Source organism: Actinomadura scrupuli (assembly GCF_050971785.1).
Taxonomy (GTDB): Bacteria; Actinomycetota; Actinomycetes; order Streptosporangiales; family Streptosporangiaceae; genus Actinomadura_E; species Actinomadura_E scrupuli.
Window position 1 is genome coordinate 1,115,025 of the sequence record NZ_JBPCCU010000002.1, and the last position, 16,165, is coordinate 1,131,189.

18 protein-coding genes are annotated in these 16,165 nt (G+C 71.8%); 11 read left to right on the forward strand and 7 right to left on the reverse strand.

Going from position 1 to position 16,165, the window contains the following annotated elements; genetic code table 11:
• Window positions 1–621 (forward strand): HD domain-containing protein, encoded by a 621-nt coding sequence (locus ACRYCC_RS12860; RefSeq protein ID WP_433811580.1) that lies wholly within the window; start codon window positions 1–3, stop codon window positions 619–621.
• Between the two features lie 43 nt (window positions 622–664).
• Here ACRYCC_RS12860 and ACRYCC_RS12865 read toward each other — a convergent pair whose 3' ends face one another.
• Window positions 665–937 (reverse strand): DUF4031 domain-containing protein, encoded by a 273-nt coding sequence (locus ACRYCC_RS12865; protein WP_433811582.1) that lies wholly within the window; start codon window positions 935–937, stop codon window positions 665–667.
• A gap of 76 nt (window positions 938–1,013) precedes the next feature.
• On the opposite strand from ACRYCC_RS12865, the gene ACRYCC_RS12870 reads away from it, so the two are divergent.
• The gene (locus tag ACRYCC_RS12870) at window positions 1,014–2,480 is read left to right on the forward strand and encodes a dipeptidase (RefSeq protein WP_433811584.1); all 1,467 of its coding nucleotides are present in this window, start codon (window positions 1,014–1,016) and stop codon (window positions 2,478–2,480) included.
• 58 nt (window positions 2,481–2,538) lie between these two features.
• Window positions 2,539–3,420 (forward strand): NAD(+) diphosphatase, encoded by an 882-nt coding sequence (nudC, locus tag ACRYCC_RS12875; RefSeq protein WP_433812162.1) that lies wholly within the window; start codon window positions 2,539–2,541, stop codon window positions 3,418–3,420.
• Between the two features lie 53 nt (window positions 3,421–3,473).
• On the opposite strand, the gene ACRYCC_RS12880 is transcribed toward nudC, so the two are convergent.
• A complete protein-coding gene (locus tag ACRYCC_RS12880) occupies window positions 3,474–3,734 on the reverse strand; it encodes a mycoredoxin (RefSeq protein WP_433811586.1) in 261 nt (86 codons plus the stop codon).
• A gap of 255 nt (window positions 3,735–3,989) precedes the next feature.
• On the opposite strand from ACRYCC_RS12880, the gene ACRYCC_RS12885 reads away from it, so the two are divergent.
• Together ACRYCC_RS12885 and tesB are read left to right on the forward strand one after the other, a co-directional pair.
• Window positions 3,990–6,098 (forward strand): ATP-dependent DNA helicase UvrD2, encoded by a 2,109-nt coding sequence (locus ACRYCC_RS12885; RefSeq protein ID WP_433811588.1) that lies wholly within the window; start codon window positions 3,990–3,992, stop codon window positions 6,096–6,098.
• 61 nt (window positions 6,099–6,159) lie between these two features.
• Window positions 6,160–7,020, forward strand: a complete 861-nt coding sequence (tesB, locus tag ACRYCC_RS12890; protein WP_433811590.1) for an acyl-CoA thioesterase II — start codon at window positions 6,160–6,162, stop codon at window positions 7,018–7,020.
• On the opposite strand, the gene ACRYCC_RS12895 is transcribed toward tesB, so the two are convergent.
• Window positions 7,010–7,861 carry an MHYT domain-containing protein gene (locus ACRYCC_RS12895; protein ID WP_433811592.1) on the reverse strand — a complete coding sequence of 284 codons (852 nt, stop codon included), beginning with the start codon at window positions 7,859–7,861 and terminating at the stop codon, window positions 7,010–7,012. The genes tesB and ACRYCC_RS12895 overlap by 11 nt on opposite strands.
• Before the next feature lie 396 nt (window positions 7,862–8,257).
• Between ACRYCC_RS12895 and ACRYCC_RS12900 the strand changes: the two genes are divergently transcribed.
• From ACRYCC_RS12900 to ACRYCC_RS12910, 3 genes are all read left to right on the forward strand, one after another.
• Window positions 8,258–8,590, forward strand: a complete 333-nt coding sequence (locus tag ACRYCC_RS12900; RefSeq protein ID WP_433811594.1) for a hypothetical protein — start codon at window positions 8,258–8,260, stop codon at window positions 8,588–8,590.
• Between the two features lie 126 nt (window positions 8,591–8,716).
• Window positions 8,717–9,001, forward strand: a complete 285-nt coding sequence (locus ACRYCC_RS12905; protein WP_433812164.1) for a WhiB family transcriptional regulator — start codon at window positions 8,717–8,719, stop codon at window positions 8,999–9,001.
• A complete protein-coding gene (locus tag ACRYCC_RS12910) occupies window positions 8,998–9,258 on the forward strand; it encodes a hypothetical protein (protein WP_433811596.1) in 261 nt (86 codons plus the stop codon). Before ACRYCC_RS12905 ends, ACRYCC_RS12910 begins: the two co-directional genes overlap by 4 nt.
• 208 nt (window positions 9,259–9,466) lie before the next feature.
• On the opposite strand, the gene ACRYCC_RS12915 is transcribed toward ACRYCC_RS12910, so the two are convergent.
• On the reverse strand, window positions 9,467–10,819 hold the full coding sequence (locus ACRYCC_RS12915) for an ABC1 kinase family protein (RefSeq protein ID WP_433811598.1): 1,353 nt from the start codon (window positions 10,817–10,819) through the stop codon (window positions 9,467–9,469).
• Window positions 10,820–11,088: 269 nt separating this feature from the next.
• Here ACRYCC_RS12915 and ACRYCC_RS12920 point away from each other — a divergent pair, with 269 nt between their 5' ends.
• From ACRYCC_RS12920 to ACRYCC_RS12930, 3 genes are all read left to right on the forward strand, one after another.
• Window positions 11,089–11,877 carry an enoyl-CoA hydratase/isomerase family protein gene (locus ACRYCC_RS12920; RefSeq protein WP_433811600.1) on the forward strand — a complete coding sequence of 263 codons (789 nt, stop codon included), beginning with the start codon at window positions 11,089–11,091 and terminating at the stop codon, window positions 11,875–11,877.
• A 233-nt stretch (window positions 11,878–12,110) separates the two neighbouring features.
• Window positions 12,111–12,701: a M48 metallopeptidase family protein gene (locus tag ACRYCC_RS12925; RefSeq protein ID WP_433811602.1), complete on the forward strand. Its 591-nt coding sequence runs from the start codon at window positions 12,111–12,113 to the stop codon at window positions 12,699–12,701.
• Entirely contained in the window at window positions 12,698–13,300 is a 603-nt protein-coding gene (locus ACRYCC_RS12930; RefSeq protein ID WP_433811604.1) for a DUF2064 domain-containing protein, read from the forward strand. The genes ACRYCC_RS12925 and ACRYCC_RS12930 overlap by 4 nt, the downstream gene beginning before the upstream one ends.
• Before the next feature lie 87 nt (window positions 13,301–13,387).
• On the opposite strand, the gene ACRYCC_RS12935 is transcribed toward ACRYCC_RS12930, so the two are convergent.
• From ACRYCC_RS12935 to ACRYCC_RS12945, 3 genes are read right to left on the reverse strand one after another with little or no spacing between them, the layout of a single operon-like run.
• On the reverse strand, window positions 13,388–14,182 hold the full coding sequence (locus ACRYCC_RS12935; protein ID WP_433811606.1) for an NAD-dependent epimerase/dehydratase family protein: 795 nt from the start codon (window positions 14,180–14,182) through the stop codon (window positions 13,388–13,390).
• Window positions 14,179–14,730 (reverse strand): NUDIX hydrolase, encoded by a 552-nt coding sequence (locus tag ACRYCC_RS12940; protein WP_433811608.1) that lies wholly within the window; start codon window positions 14,728–14,730, stop codon window positions 14,179–14,181. The genes ACRYCC_RS12935 and ACRYCC_RS12940 overlap by 4 nt, the downstream gene beginning before the upstream one ends.
• A 46-nt stretch (window positions 14,731–14,776) precedes the next feature.
• Window positions 14,777–16,135: a zinc-dependent metalloprotease gene (locus ACRYCC_RS12945; RefSeq protein WP_433811610.1), complete on the reverse strand. Its 1,359-nt coding sequence runs from the start codon at window positions 16,133–16,135 to the stop codon at window positions 14,777–14,779.
• Window positions 16,136–16,165: the final 30 nt, after the last annotated feature.

The following is a 16,165-nucleotide window of genomic DNA, read 5'->3' on the forward strand; positions in this document are numbered from 1 at the left end:
ATGGACCTCATACAGCGGTGGGACGCCCTGGCGGGCCCGGAGACGAGACGGCTCGGGGACGATCTCGTCGCGCGCTACGGCGAGGCGCACCGGCGCTATCACACCGCCGAGCACCTCACCGCGGTGCTGGGCCTGGTGGAGGAGCTCGCCGGGCACGCCGCCGACGCCGACGCGGTACGGCTGGCGGCGTGGTTCCACGACGCCGTCTACGACCCCGAACGCGGCGACAACGAGGAACGCAGCGCCCGGCTGGCCGAGCGGATGCTGGCCGACACCGACCTGCCGCCGGAGACGATCGCCGAGGTGGCCCGGCTGGTACGGCTGACGGCCACTCACGCCCCCGAGCCGGGGGACGCCAACGGGGAGGTGCTCTGCGACGCGGATCTGGCCGTGCTCGCGGCCGCGCCCGCCGACTACGCGGCGTACGCGTCGGCGGTACGGGAGGAGTACGCCTTCGTGCCGGAGGACCTCTTCGCCGCGGGACGGGCCGAGGTGCTGCGGAGCCTGCTCGCGCTGCCCGCGCTCTTCCGTACGCCGGCGGCCCGGGACCGCTTCGAGGAGAAGGCCCGCCACAACGTGGAGACCGAGCTCACTCTCCTGCGCGCCCGGCCCACGCCGTGAGCACGTCCGTGCGCCGGCTACCGGCCGGCGGGCCGTCCCAGGATCACTGGGCGGGGGCGGGCCGGTGCTTGGGGCGGCGCAGGCCGGACGCCGTGAGACGCCGGAGCAGTTCCTGGCAGCCGACCGGCGCGGCGCCCAGCTCGACCGCCGCGTCGTACAGCTCGCCGGGCACGTCGTAGTGGTCGCGCTCGAACGCCCGGGGCGGCATGCCGAGCCGGGCCGCGAACAGATGCAGTTCCTCGAAGGACTCGTCGCTGACCAGGTGAGACCAGACACGACCGCGCGTCGGCCACAGCGGCGGGTCGATGAAGATCACTGCGCTCCCTCCCTGCGGGACCCGGACGGCCCCCGAACTAGAGTGACACGCCTGACGACATGCGAAGGGGCATGGAGTGAACGTTCGTGACTTCGTCGAGGCCGGCGCGAGCGGGTTCTTCGCGGACCTGAAGCAGTGGCTGGCGATCCCGTCGGTCTCCGGAGACCCCGCGCACCACGGCGACGTGCACCGCTCGGCGCAGTGGCTGGCGCGGTACCTGCGCGAGGCCGGCTTCCCGACCGTGGAGGTGTGGGAGACCCCGGGACTGCCGGCGGTCTTCGCGGAGTGGCCGGCCGAGAATCCGGCCGCGCCCGCCGTACTGGTGTACGGGCATCACGACGTACAGCCGGGCGAACCGGCCGGCGAATGGCTGACCGCGCCGTTCGAGCCCGTCGAGCGCGGCGAGCAGCTCATCGGCCGGGGCGCCTCCGACGACAAGGGCCAGGTCCTGTTCCACACCCTCGGGCTGCGGGCCAACCTGGCGGCGCGCGGCGCCACCGCCCCGCCGGTGCACCTCAAGCTCCTCGTCGAGGGCGAGGAGGAGTCCGGTTCGGTGCACTTCCCCGACCTGCTCACCAGGGAACGCGACCGGCTCGCCTGCGACGTGATCGTCATCAGCGACACCTCCATGTGGGCGAGCGACGTCCCGTCCATGTGCGTCGGCATGCGCGGAGTCACCGAGGCCGAGATCGGCCTGTACGGCCCCGAGGTGGATCTGCACTCCGGCTCGTTCGGCGGCGGGGTGCCCAACCCGCTGCACGCGATGGCCGCGCTGCTCGCCGGGCTGCACGACGCGGACGGGCGGGTCACGCTGCCCGGCTTCTACGACGACGTGGTCGAGCTCACCGACGAGGAACGCGAGCTGTTCGCCCGGCTGCCCTTCGACGAGGCAGCCTGGCTGAAGACCGCCGGCAACAGCCTGGCGGCGTACGGAGAGCGCGGCTTCACCACGCTGGAGCGGATCTGGGCCCGGCCCACCGCCGAGATCAACGGCATGTGGGGCGGCCACACCGGCCCCGGCGGCAAGACGATCATCGGCAGGGAGGCGCACGCCAAGCTCTCCTTCCGGCTGGTCGCCGGCCAGGAGCCGCTGAAGGTCCAGCAGTCCCTGGAGGCGTACGTCGCCACGCACCTCCCGCCGGGCGTCCGGGCCACGGTGACCCTCTCCGGCGCCGGGGTGCGGCCCTGCTTCTCGCCGATCGGCTCTCCCGCGGTGCAGGCCGCCAGGCGGGCGATGGAGCGGGCCTTCGGCACGGAGGTGCTGTTCACCCGGGAGGGCGGCAGCGGCCCCGAGGCCGATCTGGCCGACATCCTGGAGGCCCCGCTGGTGTTCCTGGCGGTCGGCCTGGGCGACGACCGCGCCCACGCGCCCAACGAGAAGGTCGAGATGCCGTTGCTGCTCAAGGGGGCGGAGTCGGCCGCGTACCTCTGGGACGAGCTCGCGGCGAGCCTGCGGGCACCTGCCGCTCCGGGGCATGGCGCCGGGAGCCTGCGGCGACCGGTTGGATCCGCCGGGGACGCCGCGAGCGGAACGAACGAGTGAAGGGACCTTCGTGACCGAACTGGGCTGGCTGGCACTGGCGCGCGGCACCCTCGACCGGATGGCCGAGCGGCGCAGGGACGACGCGTGGCTGGCCGAGATCTGGGCCGATCCGCGCAGCCGGGTCTTCGCCGTCGAGAAGGGGCAGGCGCTCGTCCAGGTCCAGGACGTCCCTTCCCTGGTGCTGGTCCCGGCCGCGGAGCTGACCGAGACCGGCGAGCGCTACCTGATGGGGGTCGACACCGACGGGGTCGCCTACTTCGCGGTCTCCGGTGCGTTGCCGGTCATCGAGGGGGCCGAGCGGGCGGACCTGCGGCAGATCGGAGCGCTCCTGAACGACCGCGACTCCGGGCTGCTCACCCACGCGGTCGCCCTGGAGCACTGGCACGCGACGCACCAGCACTGCCCGCGCTGCGGCGCCCGCACCGAACTCGCGGCGGCCGGGCACGTACGGGTCTGTCCCGTCGACGGATCAGAGCACTTCCCGCGCCTGGACCCCGCCGTGATCATGCTGATCACCGACGCCGCCGACCGGATCCTGCTGGCCCGCGGCCCCGCCTGGCCCGAGGCGATGCGGTCCGTGCTGGCCGGGTTCGTCGAGCCGGGGGAGTCCCTCGAGCAGGCGGTCGCCCGGGAGGTGCACGAGGAGGTGGGGCTGGTGGTGCACGACATCCGCTACGTCGGCAGCCAGCCGTGGCCGCTGCCGCAGAGTCTCATGCTCGGCTTCTTCTGCCGGGTCGACGAGAGCGCGACCCCGTCCGAGGACCTGCGGCCGGACCCGACGGAGATCCTCGACGCCGCGTGGTACACCCGGGAGGAGTTCGGCGCGGCGGTCCAGGCGGGCGAGATCATGGCTCCCGGCAGGCTCTCCATCGCCAGCCGGATGATCAGCAGGTGGTACGGCGGCGAGGTCTCCCGCTTCCGGGGCTCGCGCCTCCCCTGACCGGGCCCCGGCCCGGGGCCCGGGGGCCGCCCCGGGCCGCCCCGGGGCGCGGATCAGGACAGGGTGGCCAGCCGGGCCTTGACGAACTTGGCGCTCGGGTTGGTCACGGCGGTGCCGTCCGGGAAGACCACCGTGGGAACGGTCATGTTGCCGCCGTTGACGCTCATGACGTACTCCGCGGCGGAGGTGTCGCGCTCGATGTCGATCTCCACCATGTGAATGCCCTCACGGGCCAGCTGGCTCTTGAGCCGCCGGCAGAAGCCACACCAGGTCGTGGTGTACATCGTCAGCCGGCCGGTGGGGACAGTGGACATCGCGTGCCGCTCCTCGAGGTGGGGTCCGTCGCCGTTCCGCGGTCGATCCGGGAACCGTACAGAGCGCAACGCTCTGCTCCCGAACTACATTCCGGCGGTTCCCGTCGCGCCGCGGGCGGGGCTCGCGGCGGGTCTCGGGCCGGTCTCCGGCGGGTCTCGGGCGGGCTCTGCGGCGGCCGGAGGGTGACGAGCACGTCATCCACAGGTTGCCGCGTAGCGACCAATCCGTCTGTGGCTCCTGCAAGGATGTGTGACATGGATGCCGAGGCGGTGCTGGAGGGGCTCGATCCGGAGCAGCGCGCGGTCGCCGAGGCCGTGCGCGGGCCGGTGTGCGTGCTCGCCGGTGCGGGCACGGGCAAGACCCGGGCGATCACCCACCGGATCGCCTACGCCACGCTGACCGGGGTCATGGCACCGCAGCGGGTGCTGGCCGTGACGTTCACCACCCGCGCGGCGGGCGAGCTGCGCGGGCGGCTCCGCGCGCTGGGCGCCCCGGCGGTGCAGGCCCGCACCTTCCACGCGGCGGCGCTGCGCCAGCTCACCTACTTCTGGCCGCGGGTCATCGGCGGCGAGCCGCCTAGGATCGTCGAGTCCAAGATCGGCCTGGTCGCCGACGCCGCCCGCGGCTGCCGGCTGACGTTCGGCCGCACCGAGCTGCGCGACATCGCCGGCGAGATCGAGTGGGCCAAGGTCACCCAGCTCCGGCCCGAGGACTACCCCGGGGCGATGGTCCGCACCGCGCGGAAGGCCCCGGTGGACCCGGTCGACGTGGCCCGCGTCTACACGATGTACGAAACGCTCCGGCGCGAGCGCAACCTGCTCGACTTCGAGGGGATGCTGGAGCTCACCGCCGCCGTGCTCACCGAGCACCGTGAGGTCGCCGAGCAGGTGCGCGACCAGTACCGCCATTTCGTGGTGGACGAGTTCCAGGACGTCAACCCGCTGCAGAAGCTGCTGCTCGACACCTGGCTGGGCGGCCGCGACGAGCTCTGCGTGGTCGGTGACCCCAGCCAGACGATCTACTCCTTCACCGGTGCCAGCCCGTCCTATCTCCTCGACTTCACCAAGGACCACCCGCGGGCGACGGTGGTCAAGCTGGTCCGCGACTACCGCTCGACCCCGCAGGTCGTCCGGCTGGCCAACGGCGTGCTGGAGGCGGCCAGGGGAGAGGGGCGCCAGCACCGGCTGGAGCTGATCGCGCAGCGCGAGGACGGCCCCGAGCCGGCCTTCGCCGAGTACGACGACGAGGTGGCCGAGGCCGACGACGTCGCCCGCAAGGCGCGCAAGCTCATCGAGAACGGCGTGCCCGCCCGCGACATCGCGGTGCTGTTCCGGATCAACGCCCAGTCGGAGGCGTACGAGCAGGCCTTCACCGACGCGGGCATACCGTACGTCCTGCGCGGCGCCGAGCGGTTCTTCGAGCGGCCCGCCGTGCGCGAGGCCGTCGTGCGGCTGCGCGGCGCGGCGCGGGCCGGGGCGGACGCGGAGACCGACGGCACCGGGCTGATCGCGACCGTGCGCCACGTGCTGTCGGGCAGCGGGTTCACCGACCAGGCGCCCGAGGGCGCCGGGGCGGCGCGGGAGAAGTGGGAGTCCCTGGCCGCACTGGCACAGCTCGCCGAGGACATGGCGGCGGCCGATCCGAAGGCCGGTCTGGCGGAGTTCGTCGCCGAGCTCGAGGAGCGCGCCCAGGTGCAGCACGCGCCGCCGCTGGAGGGCGTGACGCTCGCCTCGCTGCACGCGGCCAAGGGCCTGGAGTGGGACGCGGTGTTCCTCATCGGCCTGGTCGACGGCACCCTGCCGATCATCTACGCGGAGACGCCCGCGCAGATCGAGGAAGAACGGCGGCTGCTCTACGTCGGGATCACCCGGGCCAGGGAGCACCTCTCGCTGTCGTGGGCCCTGGCACGGGCGCCGGGGGCCAGGAAGGCGCGCCGGCCGTCGCGGTTCCTGGACGGGCTCGCCCCGCACACCTCGACCCCCACCCCGGCCCGGGTCGACCGGGCCAAGCGCGGCGGCGGCCGCAGCGGCCCCCAGCCATGCCGGGTGTGCGGGCGTCCGCTGACGGCCGCGCTGGAGCGCAAGCTGGCGCGCTGCCAGTCGTGTCCCGCTGATCTGGACGAGGCGCTGTTCACCCGGCTCAAGGAGTGGCGGGTGGAGGTGTCCAAGGCTTTGAAGGTGCCCGCGTACGTCGTGTTCACCGACGCGACCCTGCAGGCCATCGCCGAGCGCAAGCCCGTCGTTGAACAGGACCTTTCCGGCATCCCCGGCGTGGGCGCGGTGAAGCTGGAGCGTTATGGTGCCGCCATACTGGCACTGGGCCGGGGGGAGACACCGCCCACACTGGTCGATTTGGGAAACTGACCGGCGTGAAACACGTCGTGTCGCAAGCGCGCCGGACGGCGCAGGGTGAGCGGAGCCAACCATGAGCGCTGCGCTCAAGGAACTGCTGGAGATCCTCGATCTCGAGCAGATCGAGAACGACATCTTCCGGGGGCGCAGCCCGGAGGACCGCCAGCAGCGGGTCTTCGGCGGGCAGGTGGCCGGGCAGGCACTGGTGGCGGCCGGCCGTACGGTCCCGGTCAACCGGCCCGTGCACTCGCTGCACGCGTACTTCATCCGGCCCGGAGATCCGCTGGTGCCGATCGTCTACACCGTGGACCGGATCCGCGACGGGCGTTCGTTCACCACCCGGCGGGTGGCCGCCATTCAGCACGGCAAGGCGATCTTCACCCTGTCGGCCTCCTTCCAGGTGGCCGAGGACGGGCCCGAGCACCACGCGGCGATGCCGGACGCACCCGACCCGGAGACGCTGCCCACCAACCGGGACCGGCTCGTCCCGCTGTTCGGTGAGCGCTTCGCCGACGAGTTCACCCGCCGCCGTCCCTTCGACCTCCGGCACGCCACTCCGATGACCTGGGAGGCGGCCAAGGATCCGGCGCTGACCACCCCCGAGTCCAAGGTGTGGCTGAAGATCGATGGGGATCTGCCCGACGACCCGCTGCTGCACGTCTGCCTGATGACCTACGCCTCCGACATGACGCTGCTCGACACCGTGCTGCTCAACCACGGGCTGGCCTGGGGCGACCAGCGCACCATGGGGGCCAGCCTGGACCACGCCATGTGGTTCCACCGGCCCTTCCGCGCCGACCAGTGGCTGCTGTACGCCCAGGACACGCCCTTCGCCGGTGGCGCCCGGGGGCTTGCCCACGGTCAGGTCTTCACCCAGGACGGGCAACTCGTCGTCTCGGTCATGCAGGAGGGCCTGGTCCGGGTCACCGACTGATCGCCTCCCTGACCGCCGGATGCGCCCCGGCCGAACTCCCCGGACTCGTATGGCACCCGTTCGGACCGTTCCAGCGGCGGCCGATGCGCTCCCGGAGTTCCTCCTCGGAGCGCCGCTCGGTCTCGCTGGGCAGGACCCCGATCGTGAGCAGCAGGCCCGCCGTCACCACGCTGACCCCCAGGATGAGCGGCAGCAGCAGGTCGAGGGCGGGCGAGCCCGCGGGCGTGTCCATGGTCATCCCGCTGTGCACCTGCATCGCCGCCATCCCCGTGTAGTGCATGCCGCTCACCGCGAACGCCATGATGGCGGCCGCGCCGAGGGTGGCGGGCAGACCCCGGACCCACAGGGCCGCCCACAGCGCGGCGGTGGCGGCCACGATGGCGATCAGCACGGACAGGGCGACCAACGTCGCGTCATAGTGCACCTTCGCGCCGACATGAAGGGCCGCCATCCCCATGAAGTGCATGGCCGCCACCCCGGAGCCGGTGACCAGCCCGCCCAGCAGCAGTGGTACCAGGCGCGGCTTCGTGAACCCGATGATGAACAGACCGGCACCCGTCACGACCACGGCGGCGACCGCGCTGGCGAGGGTCAGCGGGACGTCGTAGCGGATCGGTACTCCCGTGACCGTGAAGCCCAGCATGGCGATGAAGTGCATCACCCAGATCCCGGTGCCGCCGATGGCCACCGCCGCGCCGGCCAGCCAGCGGGCCCGGCTGCCACCCGCCATGCCCCGGGCCCGGGAGGCGAACTCCAGCCCCAGCAGGGAGCCTATGAACGACATCCCGTAGGCGAGGACGGGGGTCAGCCAGCCATAGGTGAAGTAGTGGACATCTGCCATTGGAGCGCTCCATCTGATCAATTGGAGGCAAATGATGGCAGATCAAGGTGCATAGACGGGTTTGACACCACTGTTCGTCGGTGAAGTTAAATATCACCTCCGATCGGTTCGCCTGTGGTGCTGGATGCCAGGGGTTCCGGCATCGGCCGGCGGCCCTGCGCGGAGGACTCAGGAGGACTCACCCGCCCCACCGGAGCGATGACCCGGCGTGGCGCGCGGGGGGCCGCGAACCGACCCGGAGCACCGACGTAGGAGAAGGCCGGCCGGTTCCGTGGAATCCTGCACAAAATCGCAGGTCAAAAATGCCTTGATTGATTTCGGGTCCTCCTCGTACGCTCTACTCATCACTTCAGCAGCCGAGCGCCCGGTGCGTGCGGCCAGAGAGCCAGGAAGGTGGTGTCCGATCCGGTGAGAATCTTCATGCAGCAAGAGCCGACCTGGGCCGACACCTGCCCTGGCTCCTATGCCCTCGCGCCCAAAGCCTTCGCGCCCGAGCCGGCGTTCTTGACGTCGTGGGATGTCCAGAACCAGCTCGTGTCCGTCGGCGAACCGCTCTCCGTCAATGGGGAGCGACTGCGCGATGAGCTGCAGTCTGCCCTGCGCAGGCAGCGCCAGGACGAGCAGGGGCGGAGTGTCTTCTCCGCCACCGGCCCGATCGCTCCGACGGCCCACATGGGCGCCATCAAGCCTGGCGTGTCGGGTCCGTACCCCTGGAGGCCACCGGTCTAACAAGCACCGGTTAGCCCCCAGGCCGCGGATCCAGCACATCGGATCCGCGGCCTTCTTTATTTGGCCGGACGACCAATACCGACTGAACCCGTTGAGATCCAACGAGAGGAAAATGGGGTGACACCGATGCAGGAGCTGGCCCTCACCGCCAACGCGGAGGACCTGCTGCTCCCGTGCCGGACCGACTCGGACCTGTTCTTCGCCGAGGCGCCCGCCGACGTCGAGCTGGCCAAGGCGCTCTGCTTGGACTGCCCGATCCGCAAGGCCTGCCTGGCCGGAGCGCTCGAGCGGCAGGAGCCGTGGGGCGTCTGGGGTGGTGAGCTGTTCGTACGCGGCGAGATCGTGGCGCGCAAGCGGCCCCGGGGCCGGCCGCGGAAGGACGCTCGCGAGGCCAACGAGGTCACTGTATGAGCACCGTCTCCACGATCGGCACCACGCCGATCGCCGTCCCCACCATCAGCCGTCCGGAGGGACTCAACCCCTCCGCGATCAAGGAGCGCAAGGTGAGCTTGCTCAGCGTCGAACTGTCCAGGGAGCGAATACGCTCCCTGGACAGGGAGATCGTCCAGAACGTCCATGCGGCCGCCAGGGTCCGCGCCGTCAGGCGCGCCCGCCGCGACGCCCGGGTACGGGCGCTGCGAGTGCGCCGCCTCCTGCTCGCCCGGTAAGCCCGGTGGTATGCCGGTAGCAGAACCGCCGGCCGGCCTTCTTGGATGGTTTGCCGGTCCGGTGGTTCCCGGACGAGCACAGAAAAGCGGGGCCCCTGCCACAGGCAGGGGCCCCGCTTTCCGTCATCCCGGCTTTCCGTCATCCCCTCCGTGATCATGCAATCAATCGACCATTGATTGCATGATCACGGAGGGAGCGGGGCCGTGGTCAGCCGGTGAGCTCTTCCTCGTCGTCGGCGGAGGCGTCGTCCGCGTCGTCGGCGAAGCCGGGCACCCACTGGAGCGCCTCGCCGCGGAACGGGCCCTCGGCTTCGAGCTGGCACAGCACCCCGGTGCCGGCCGACACCACCCGGTGGATGATCACGTACGACGGCGGCAGGTTGAGCTGCCGGACGACGTTGGTCGGGCGCAGGTCGGTGACCCGGGCGGCCTGTTCGCGCAGCCATTCCCGGCTGAACTTGAACGTGTCCTCGATGAGCGGCTCGGCGATCGGCGCGATGAAGGACCGCAGGCCCTCCGGGTCGACCGTGACGCCCTCGCGGAGGAAGTCCTCCTCGCGGAGCGTGCGCTCGATCTCCTCGATGTCCAGCATGGTGCCGATCCGCATCAGCCGGCCGATGCGGCGGTGGAAGCCGCCGGGCAGCCGGTCGACCGCGCCGAAGTCCAGGACGCCCAGCCGGCCGTCGTCGAGCAACCGGAAGTTGCCCGGATGCGGGTCGCCGTGCAGCAGGCCGCTGCGGGCCGGCCCGGAGAACAGAAACCGGCAGTAGAGCAGCCCGGCATGGTCACGCTGCTCCTGGGTGCCCTCGTTGATGATCTTTGAGAGCGGAAGGCCGCTCTCCATCCACTCGGTGACCAGCACGTTCCCCGACTGTGAGATCACCTCGGGGATGAAGAAGTCGGGGTCGTCGAGGTAGGCCTTGTGGAAGATCGCCTGCGACTCGGCCTCGATGGAGTAGTCGAGCTCCTCGACCACGCGTTCCTTGAGCTCGGCGAGCATCGTCTTGATGTCCAGCCCGGGCATCAGCACCCCGAACAGCTTGCCGATCCGGGCGAGCTGGTTGAAGTCGCTGATCAGGGCCTTGCCCGCGCCGGGATACTGCACCTTGACCGCGACGGTGCGGCCGTCGTGCCAGACGGCCTTGTGCACCTGCCCGATCGACGCCGACGCGGCGGGCCTGTCGTCGAACTCGGTGAACTGCTCGCGCCAGTCCGGTCCCAGGTTCTCCGCCAGCACCGCGTGCACGGTGCGTGCGGGCATCGGGGGAGCGGAGTCCTGCAGCTTGGTCAGCATGCTGCGGTAGGGGCCCGCGATCTCCGGAGGCAGTGCCGCCTCGAAGATCGAGAGCATCTGGCCGACCTTCATCGCCCCGCCCTTGAGCTCGCCCAGAACCTTGAACAGCTGCTCGGCGGTGCGGGTCTGAATCTCCTGGGCGACGAGCTCGGCGGGCCGGCCGATGGTGCGCTTGCCGAGGCCGAGAGCGCTACGCCCGGCGAATCCGATGGGCAGGGTCGCTAGCTTTGCCGTCCGCGTCACCGCGCGGCGAGGGAGATCGGTCACCGGCCCATTCTCCGCGATAAGTGGTCGTTTACGCCACAACGACCTTGACGAATCCTGGGCAGGGCTTTGTCACGCGGCGAGCCACCTGGCGAAATGTTTGCCCGGTGGCGTTTCTCACGAACCCTGCGGGCTCTTGACATGATCCGCCTTGCGAGTTCCGTACGGCCGTGAACGACCGGCTCGCGACGTACGCGGGCCGCTCCGATGGTGATCGGCGGACCGCCCCGGCCGGTCCGGCCGCCCCGGGCGGGCGTGGATAGCCTCCTGGCATGTACGAACAGCTGAGCGTGGACCGCCGCCCCGACGGGATCGTCGTCCTCACACTGAACGACCCCGCGCGCCGCAACGCCATGTCGGACGAGATGACCGCGGCCTGGAAACAGACCATGGCCGAGCTGGGGACCGACCCGGCGCTGCGCTGCGTCGTGGTCACCGGCGCCGGGAGCGCCTTCTCCTCCGGCGGCAACCTGTCCTGGCTCGCGGAGCGCAACGACGTCGAGCTGCCGGCCCTCCGTGATCACATGCTGGAGTTCTACCGGAGCTGGCTGGCGATCCGGCGGCTCGAGGTGCCGACGATCGCCGCCGTCAACGGCCATGCGGTCGGCGCGGGGCTGTGCCTCGCCCTCGCCTGTGACCTGCGTTACGTGGCCGACGACGCCAAACTGCTGGCGCCCTTCACCGCGCTGGGCCTGCATCCGGGCATGGCGGCGACGTTCCTGTTCCCCGAGGCCGTCGGCCTGCCGCGCGCCCGCGAGCTGCTGTTCACCGGCCGTACGGTGACCGGCGCGCAGGCGGAGTCCATCGGACTGGTCAACCGGGCCGTGCCGCGGGACCGGGTGCTCCAGGAGGCGCTGGAGATCGCCGGGGAGATCGCGGCGCAGGCACCGGTGGCCACCCGGCTCACCAAGGTGGCGCTGTCCGACGGGGGGCCACCGAGCCTGGAGGCCGCGCTGCGCTGGGAGTCACTCGCCCAGCCGGTGACCATGACCTCGCGGGATCTGCTGGAGGGCCTGGCCGCCCAGCGCGACGGACGCCGCCCGGACTTCAGCGGCCGTTGAGATCCAGGGGTGACGGGCCCGAACCGGGCGGATGAGGCATCAGGGGTGTCCGAGGAGTGAGACGGCTCCTGTGGACGAGGAGGCGGGCGGGGTGGAAGCGCGGCCCGTATCTGTGGAAAACCGGGCCGGGGCCTGTGGAAAGTTCTGGGGAGAACCTAAAAAATCCGAGCTGACCTGGTGAAATACGATCTACCCCCTGTGGAGAAAGCAAATTTTTCGGTACGGTTCTTGCCGTGCCCCCCAACGTCGAGGTCCGCCGCAGCGCCCGACGCAGACGGACCGTTTCCGCCTACCGCGACGGTGACAAGACCGTCGTCCTGGTGCCCTCCCGTCTGACCCAGGCCGAGGAAGAGCAATGGGTCGCCACGATCCTCGAACGGCTCGCCGAGCGGGAGCGCCGCAGACGCCCCAGCGACGAGGCCCTTCTGGAGCGGGCCCGCGACCTGTCGCGCCGCTATCTGCCCGGGCACCCGGAGCCGGCGAGTGTCCGGTGGGTGGACAACCAGCGCAGCCGCTGGGGGTCATGCACGCCGGACGATGGGACGATCAGGCTCTCCACCCGGCTGCGCGGCATGCCGAGCTGGGTGACCGACTACGTCCTCGTCCATGAGCTGGCACATCTGCTCGTCCCCGGTCACGGTCCCCGGTTCTGGGAGCTCGTGGCCGGATATCCCAAGGCCGAGCGCGCCCGCGGCTACCTCGAGGGGGTCGCGGCCGCGATGCACCTACCGGCCGATCACGAGCTGCAGGCCGGGGACGACGACGCGCTGGGTGAGGACGGGCCTCAGGCAGACGGCGAGCTTCAGCACGAGGTCGCCGGGTGACGAGCCGCTTCGTGGCGGTGCTGGCCGACCCGACCGGGCACGCGAGCCCGCCGGGCATCGATCCGGCCGAGTTCCGGCTCGCCCTCCTGGAGGACACCTACGAGGTCGCCGCGGGCCTCGACCTGGTGACCCCCGCCCTGGTCGCGGCCCCTCCGGTCCCTCCGGAGCTCGAATCGATCACCTGGCCGGGGACACCGATCGTGCCGGCCGAGGGGCTGGCGGAGGCCTTCACCGGGCTGCACCGGCTGGGGGCCGAGCAGGCGGCGATCATCGCGGCGGACGCCCCCGATCTGCCGCCGCTCCTCATCGGCAAGCTGTTCCGCGCGCTGAGCCACGCACCGGCGGCGGCCTGCCCCGCCGACAGCGGCCTGGTGGCCCTGGCGGTCTGGCTGCCGCTCCCGGACTGGCTGCGCACCGCGCTGGCGACCGTGGATCTCGACACCCCGGACGCCTTCGCGCTGCTGCGCGCCGCCGCTCCCCGCCCCGGCCTGGTCCAGTCGGGCCCGGGCTGGCACCGGCTGCGCCGGCCCGCCGACGTGGCGCTGCTCGATCCCGGCCTGGAGGGCTGGGACAACACCCGGGTGCTGCTCGGCGGCTGAGCCCGGACGTCTCGCACCCGTACCCTCCACCCCTCCGTGATCATGCAATCCCTGGGTGCGGGTGGGCGCGGGGGTGATGGGCGTGGGTCAGGGTTCGATGTGGCGGAGGGTGAACTCGCGGCTGGCGAAGGCACCGCCCTGCGGTCCGCCGGCGGCGAAGAACTCGTCGGCGTCCGGGATCCGGTCGGCGTACGCCTCGGCGTCGTCGAGGGGACGGTAGCCGACGGTGTCGTCCAGGCTCCAGAACCGCCTGGTGTTGCCGGAGATCGCGTACACGGCGTGGAAGCCGGTCAGCGGGGCGGTGAGCGCGGCCCGTACGAAACCGGCGCAGTCACGCGGGCTCAGCCAGGTGGCGAGATGCCGGGGCTGGGTGGGTTCCGCCTCGAAGCTGCCGATGCGCAGGCAGACCACCTCCAGGCCGAACTTCTCGGCGTACAGCCGGCCGAGGGCCTCCACGGCCACCTTGCTCACCCCGTACAGGCCGTCCGGCCGCGGGGGCATCTCCGGCGAGACGCGCTGGGTGACGGGGTAGCAGCCGGTGAGCCGGTTGCTGCTGGCCAGGACCACCCGCCGTACGCCGGTGCGGCGAGCGGCCTCCAGCACGTGGTGGGTGCCGAGCACGTTGCCTTCGAGGAGTTCCGCCAGCGGCGCCTCGTCCGAGACCCCGGCCAGATGCACGATCCCGTCGGCTCCCCCGACGAGCGCCGCGATCTCGGCGGGTCCGGTGAGCTCCGAGCGCCGGACGTCCTCGGCCGGTGTCTCGGCGGTCAGCGGCACCCGGTCCACGAGCACCAGCCGGGCGGTGTCCGTGCGCAGCAGCGGCCGGAGCAGCGTGCCGATCCGGCCGGCCGCCCCGGTCAGCACGACCGTGCCCAGGGTCATCGGCCGGTCGCCCTGCCGACGAGGCGCCGCAGGGCCTCGTCCGTCGGCACCGGAAGCGCGCCGATCTCGAACCAGCGCAGGTCCTCGGACTCGTCGCTGATCTGGTGACGGGCTCCGGCGGGGGCTATCGCCGCGTACTGCACGTCCAGGTGGTAGGAGCCCTCCGGATGGCAGCGCACGAAATGCCGGTCGATCTGGAGCGGGCCGGGCAGCAACCGCAGCCCGGCGATGCCGGACTCCTCGGTGGCCTCCCGCAGCGCGGCCTGGGACAGGCTCACGTCGGCGGGCTCACAGTGACCGCCGAGCTGCAGCCACGCCTTCACCTTGCTGTGCAGGGTCAGCAGCACCCGTGCGCGGGACTCGTCCAGCACCACCGTGCTGGCGGTGATGTGCCCGGCCGCGCACTCCCGCCACATGCCGTCGGGATGGGCGGCGAGATGCTCCAGGAACTCCCGGCGGGCGCGCTCCTGGTCGGCGTCGGGGGCCCGCCACCTCGTGAGCACCCGCACCGCGTCCGCGTGCAACGTGTCGTTCGCGTTGGTGATCATGCAATCCGTCGGCGCCCGGCGACCCGGGCGCGGCTGGGGGAAGGGATCATGCGGGGTCGTCCTTGCCCTTGTCTCCGGAGCCGTCTCCGGAGCCGTCCTCGGGGGCGTCTCCGGAGGGGGCGTCCGGGCCCTCGGTGAGCTGGGAGAGGTCCAGGTCGGACGGCTTCTCGTGGACGAACGACTCGGGATCGTCGAGGTCACCCGCCGTGGGCATCAGGTCGGGGTGCTCCCAGACCGCGTCGCGGCCGTCCTGCCCCCGGACGTCGGTCAGCGCCCGCCAGAGCGCACCGGCCTCACGCAGCCGGCGGGGCCGCAGCTCCAGCCCGACCAGCGTGGCGAACGTCTGCTCCGCGGGCCCTCCGGTGGCACGGCGGCGGCGTACGGCCTCGGCGAGCCTGGCCGCCTCGGGCAGCCGGCCCTCGGCGACGGAGTTGACCACCGTGTCGACCCAGCCCTCCACCAGCGCGAGCGCGGTCTCCAGCCGGGTGAGCGCGGCCTTCTGCTGGGGGGTCTCCTCGGGCTGAAGCTGCAGCTCCCCGCCGAGCGCCTGCTGCAGGGCCTCCGGGTCGCTGAGGTCCAGGCCCGCGACGGCCTGCTCGATGCCGCTCAGGTCGACGGTGATGCCGCGGGAGTAGTCCTCGACGGCGCCCAGCAGGTGCGACCGCAACCACGGCACGTGGGCGAACAGCCGCTGGTGCGCGGCCTCCCGCAGCGCGAGATACAGCCGTACCTCGTCCTCCGGGATCTCCAGCCCGGCCCCGAAGGCGGTGACCCCGGCGGGCAGCAGGGCGCCGACGCCCTCGGGCGCCAACGGCAGGCCCACGTCGGTGGAGCCGACGACGTCACGGGCGAGGGTGCCCAGCGCCTGACCGGCCTGGCCGCCCACCATCGCGCCCGCCATCTGCCGGATCATGCCCAGCAGCGGGCCGGTCATGGCCTGCATCTCCTGCGGCAGGTCACCGCCGCCCAGCGCACCGCCCATGGAGTCGACCATGCGGGCCGCGATCGGGTCGCAGACCGTGGACCAGACGGGGAGCGTGTTCTCGATCCACTCCGACCGGCTCCACGCCTGGGGCGTCCGGATGCCCGCGGGCAGGGTGGTGCCCTCGTCGAGCCACAGGTCGGCCAGCCGCAGCGCGTCCTCCACCTGCCGGCGTTCGGCGCTGACGATCGACGGATCGCCCTGCTCGGTGACCGTGTGCCGGGCGATGTTCTTGGCGAGGTCCCAGTTGAGCGGGCCCTCGCCCGCACCGCCCTGGCTGCCGAGCATGTCGGCGAAGCGGTGCAGCATGTCCGCGAACTGCCCCATGTCGCCGCCCATGGCGGCGAAGGGGTCGTTGGGCTGACCGGGTTTGTCGTCGCCCTCGTCGCTGGGGCGCCCGAAGCCGAAAGGTGTGTTACTCATGGTGGTGACCACAGGCCGGAAGATGGGTCA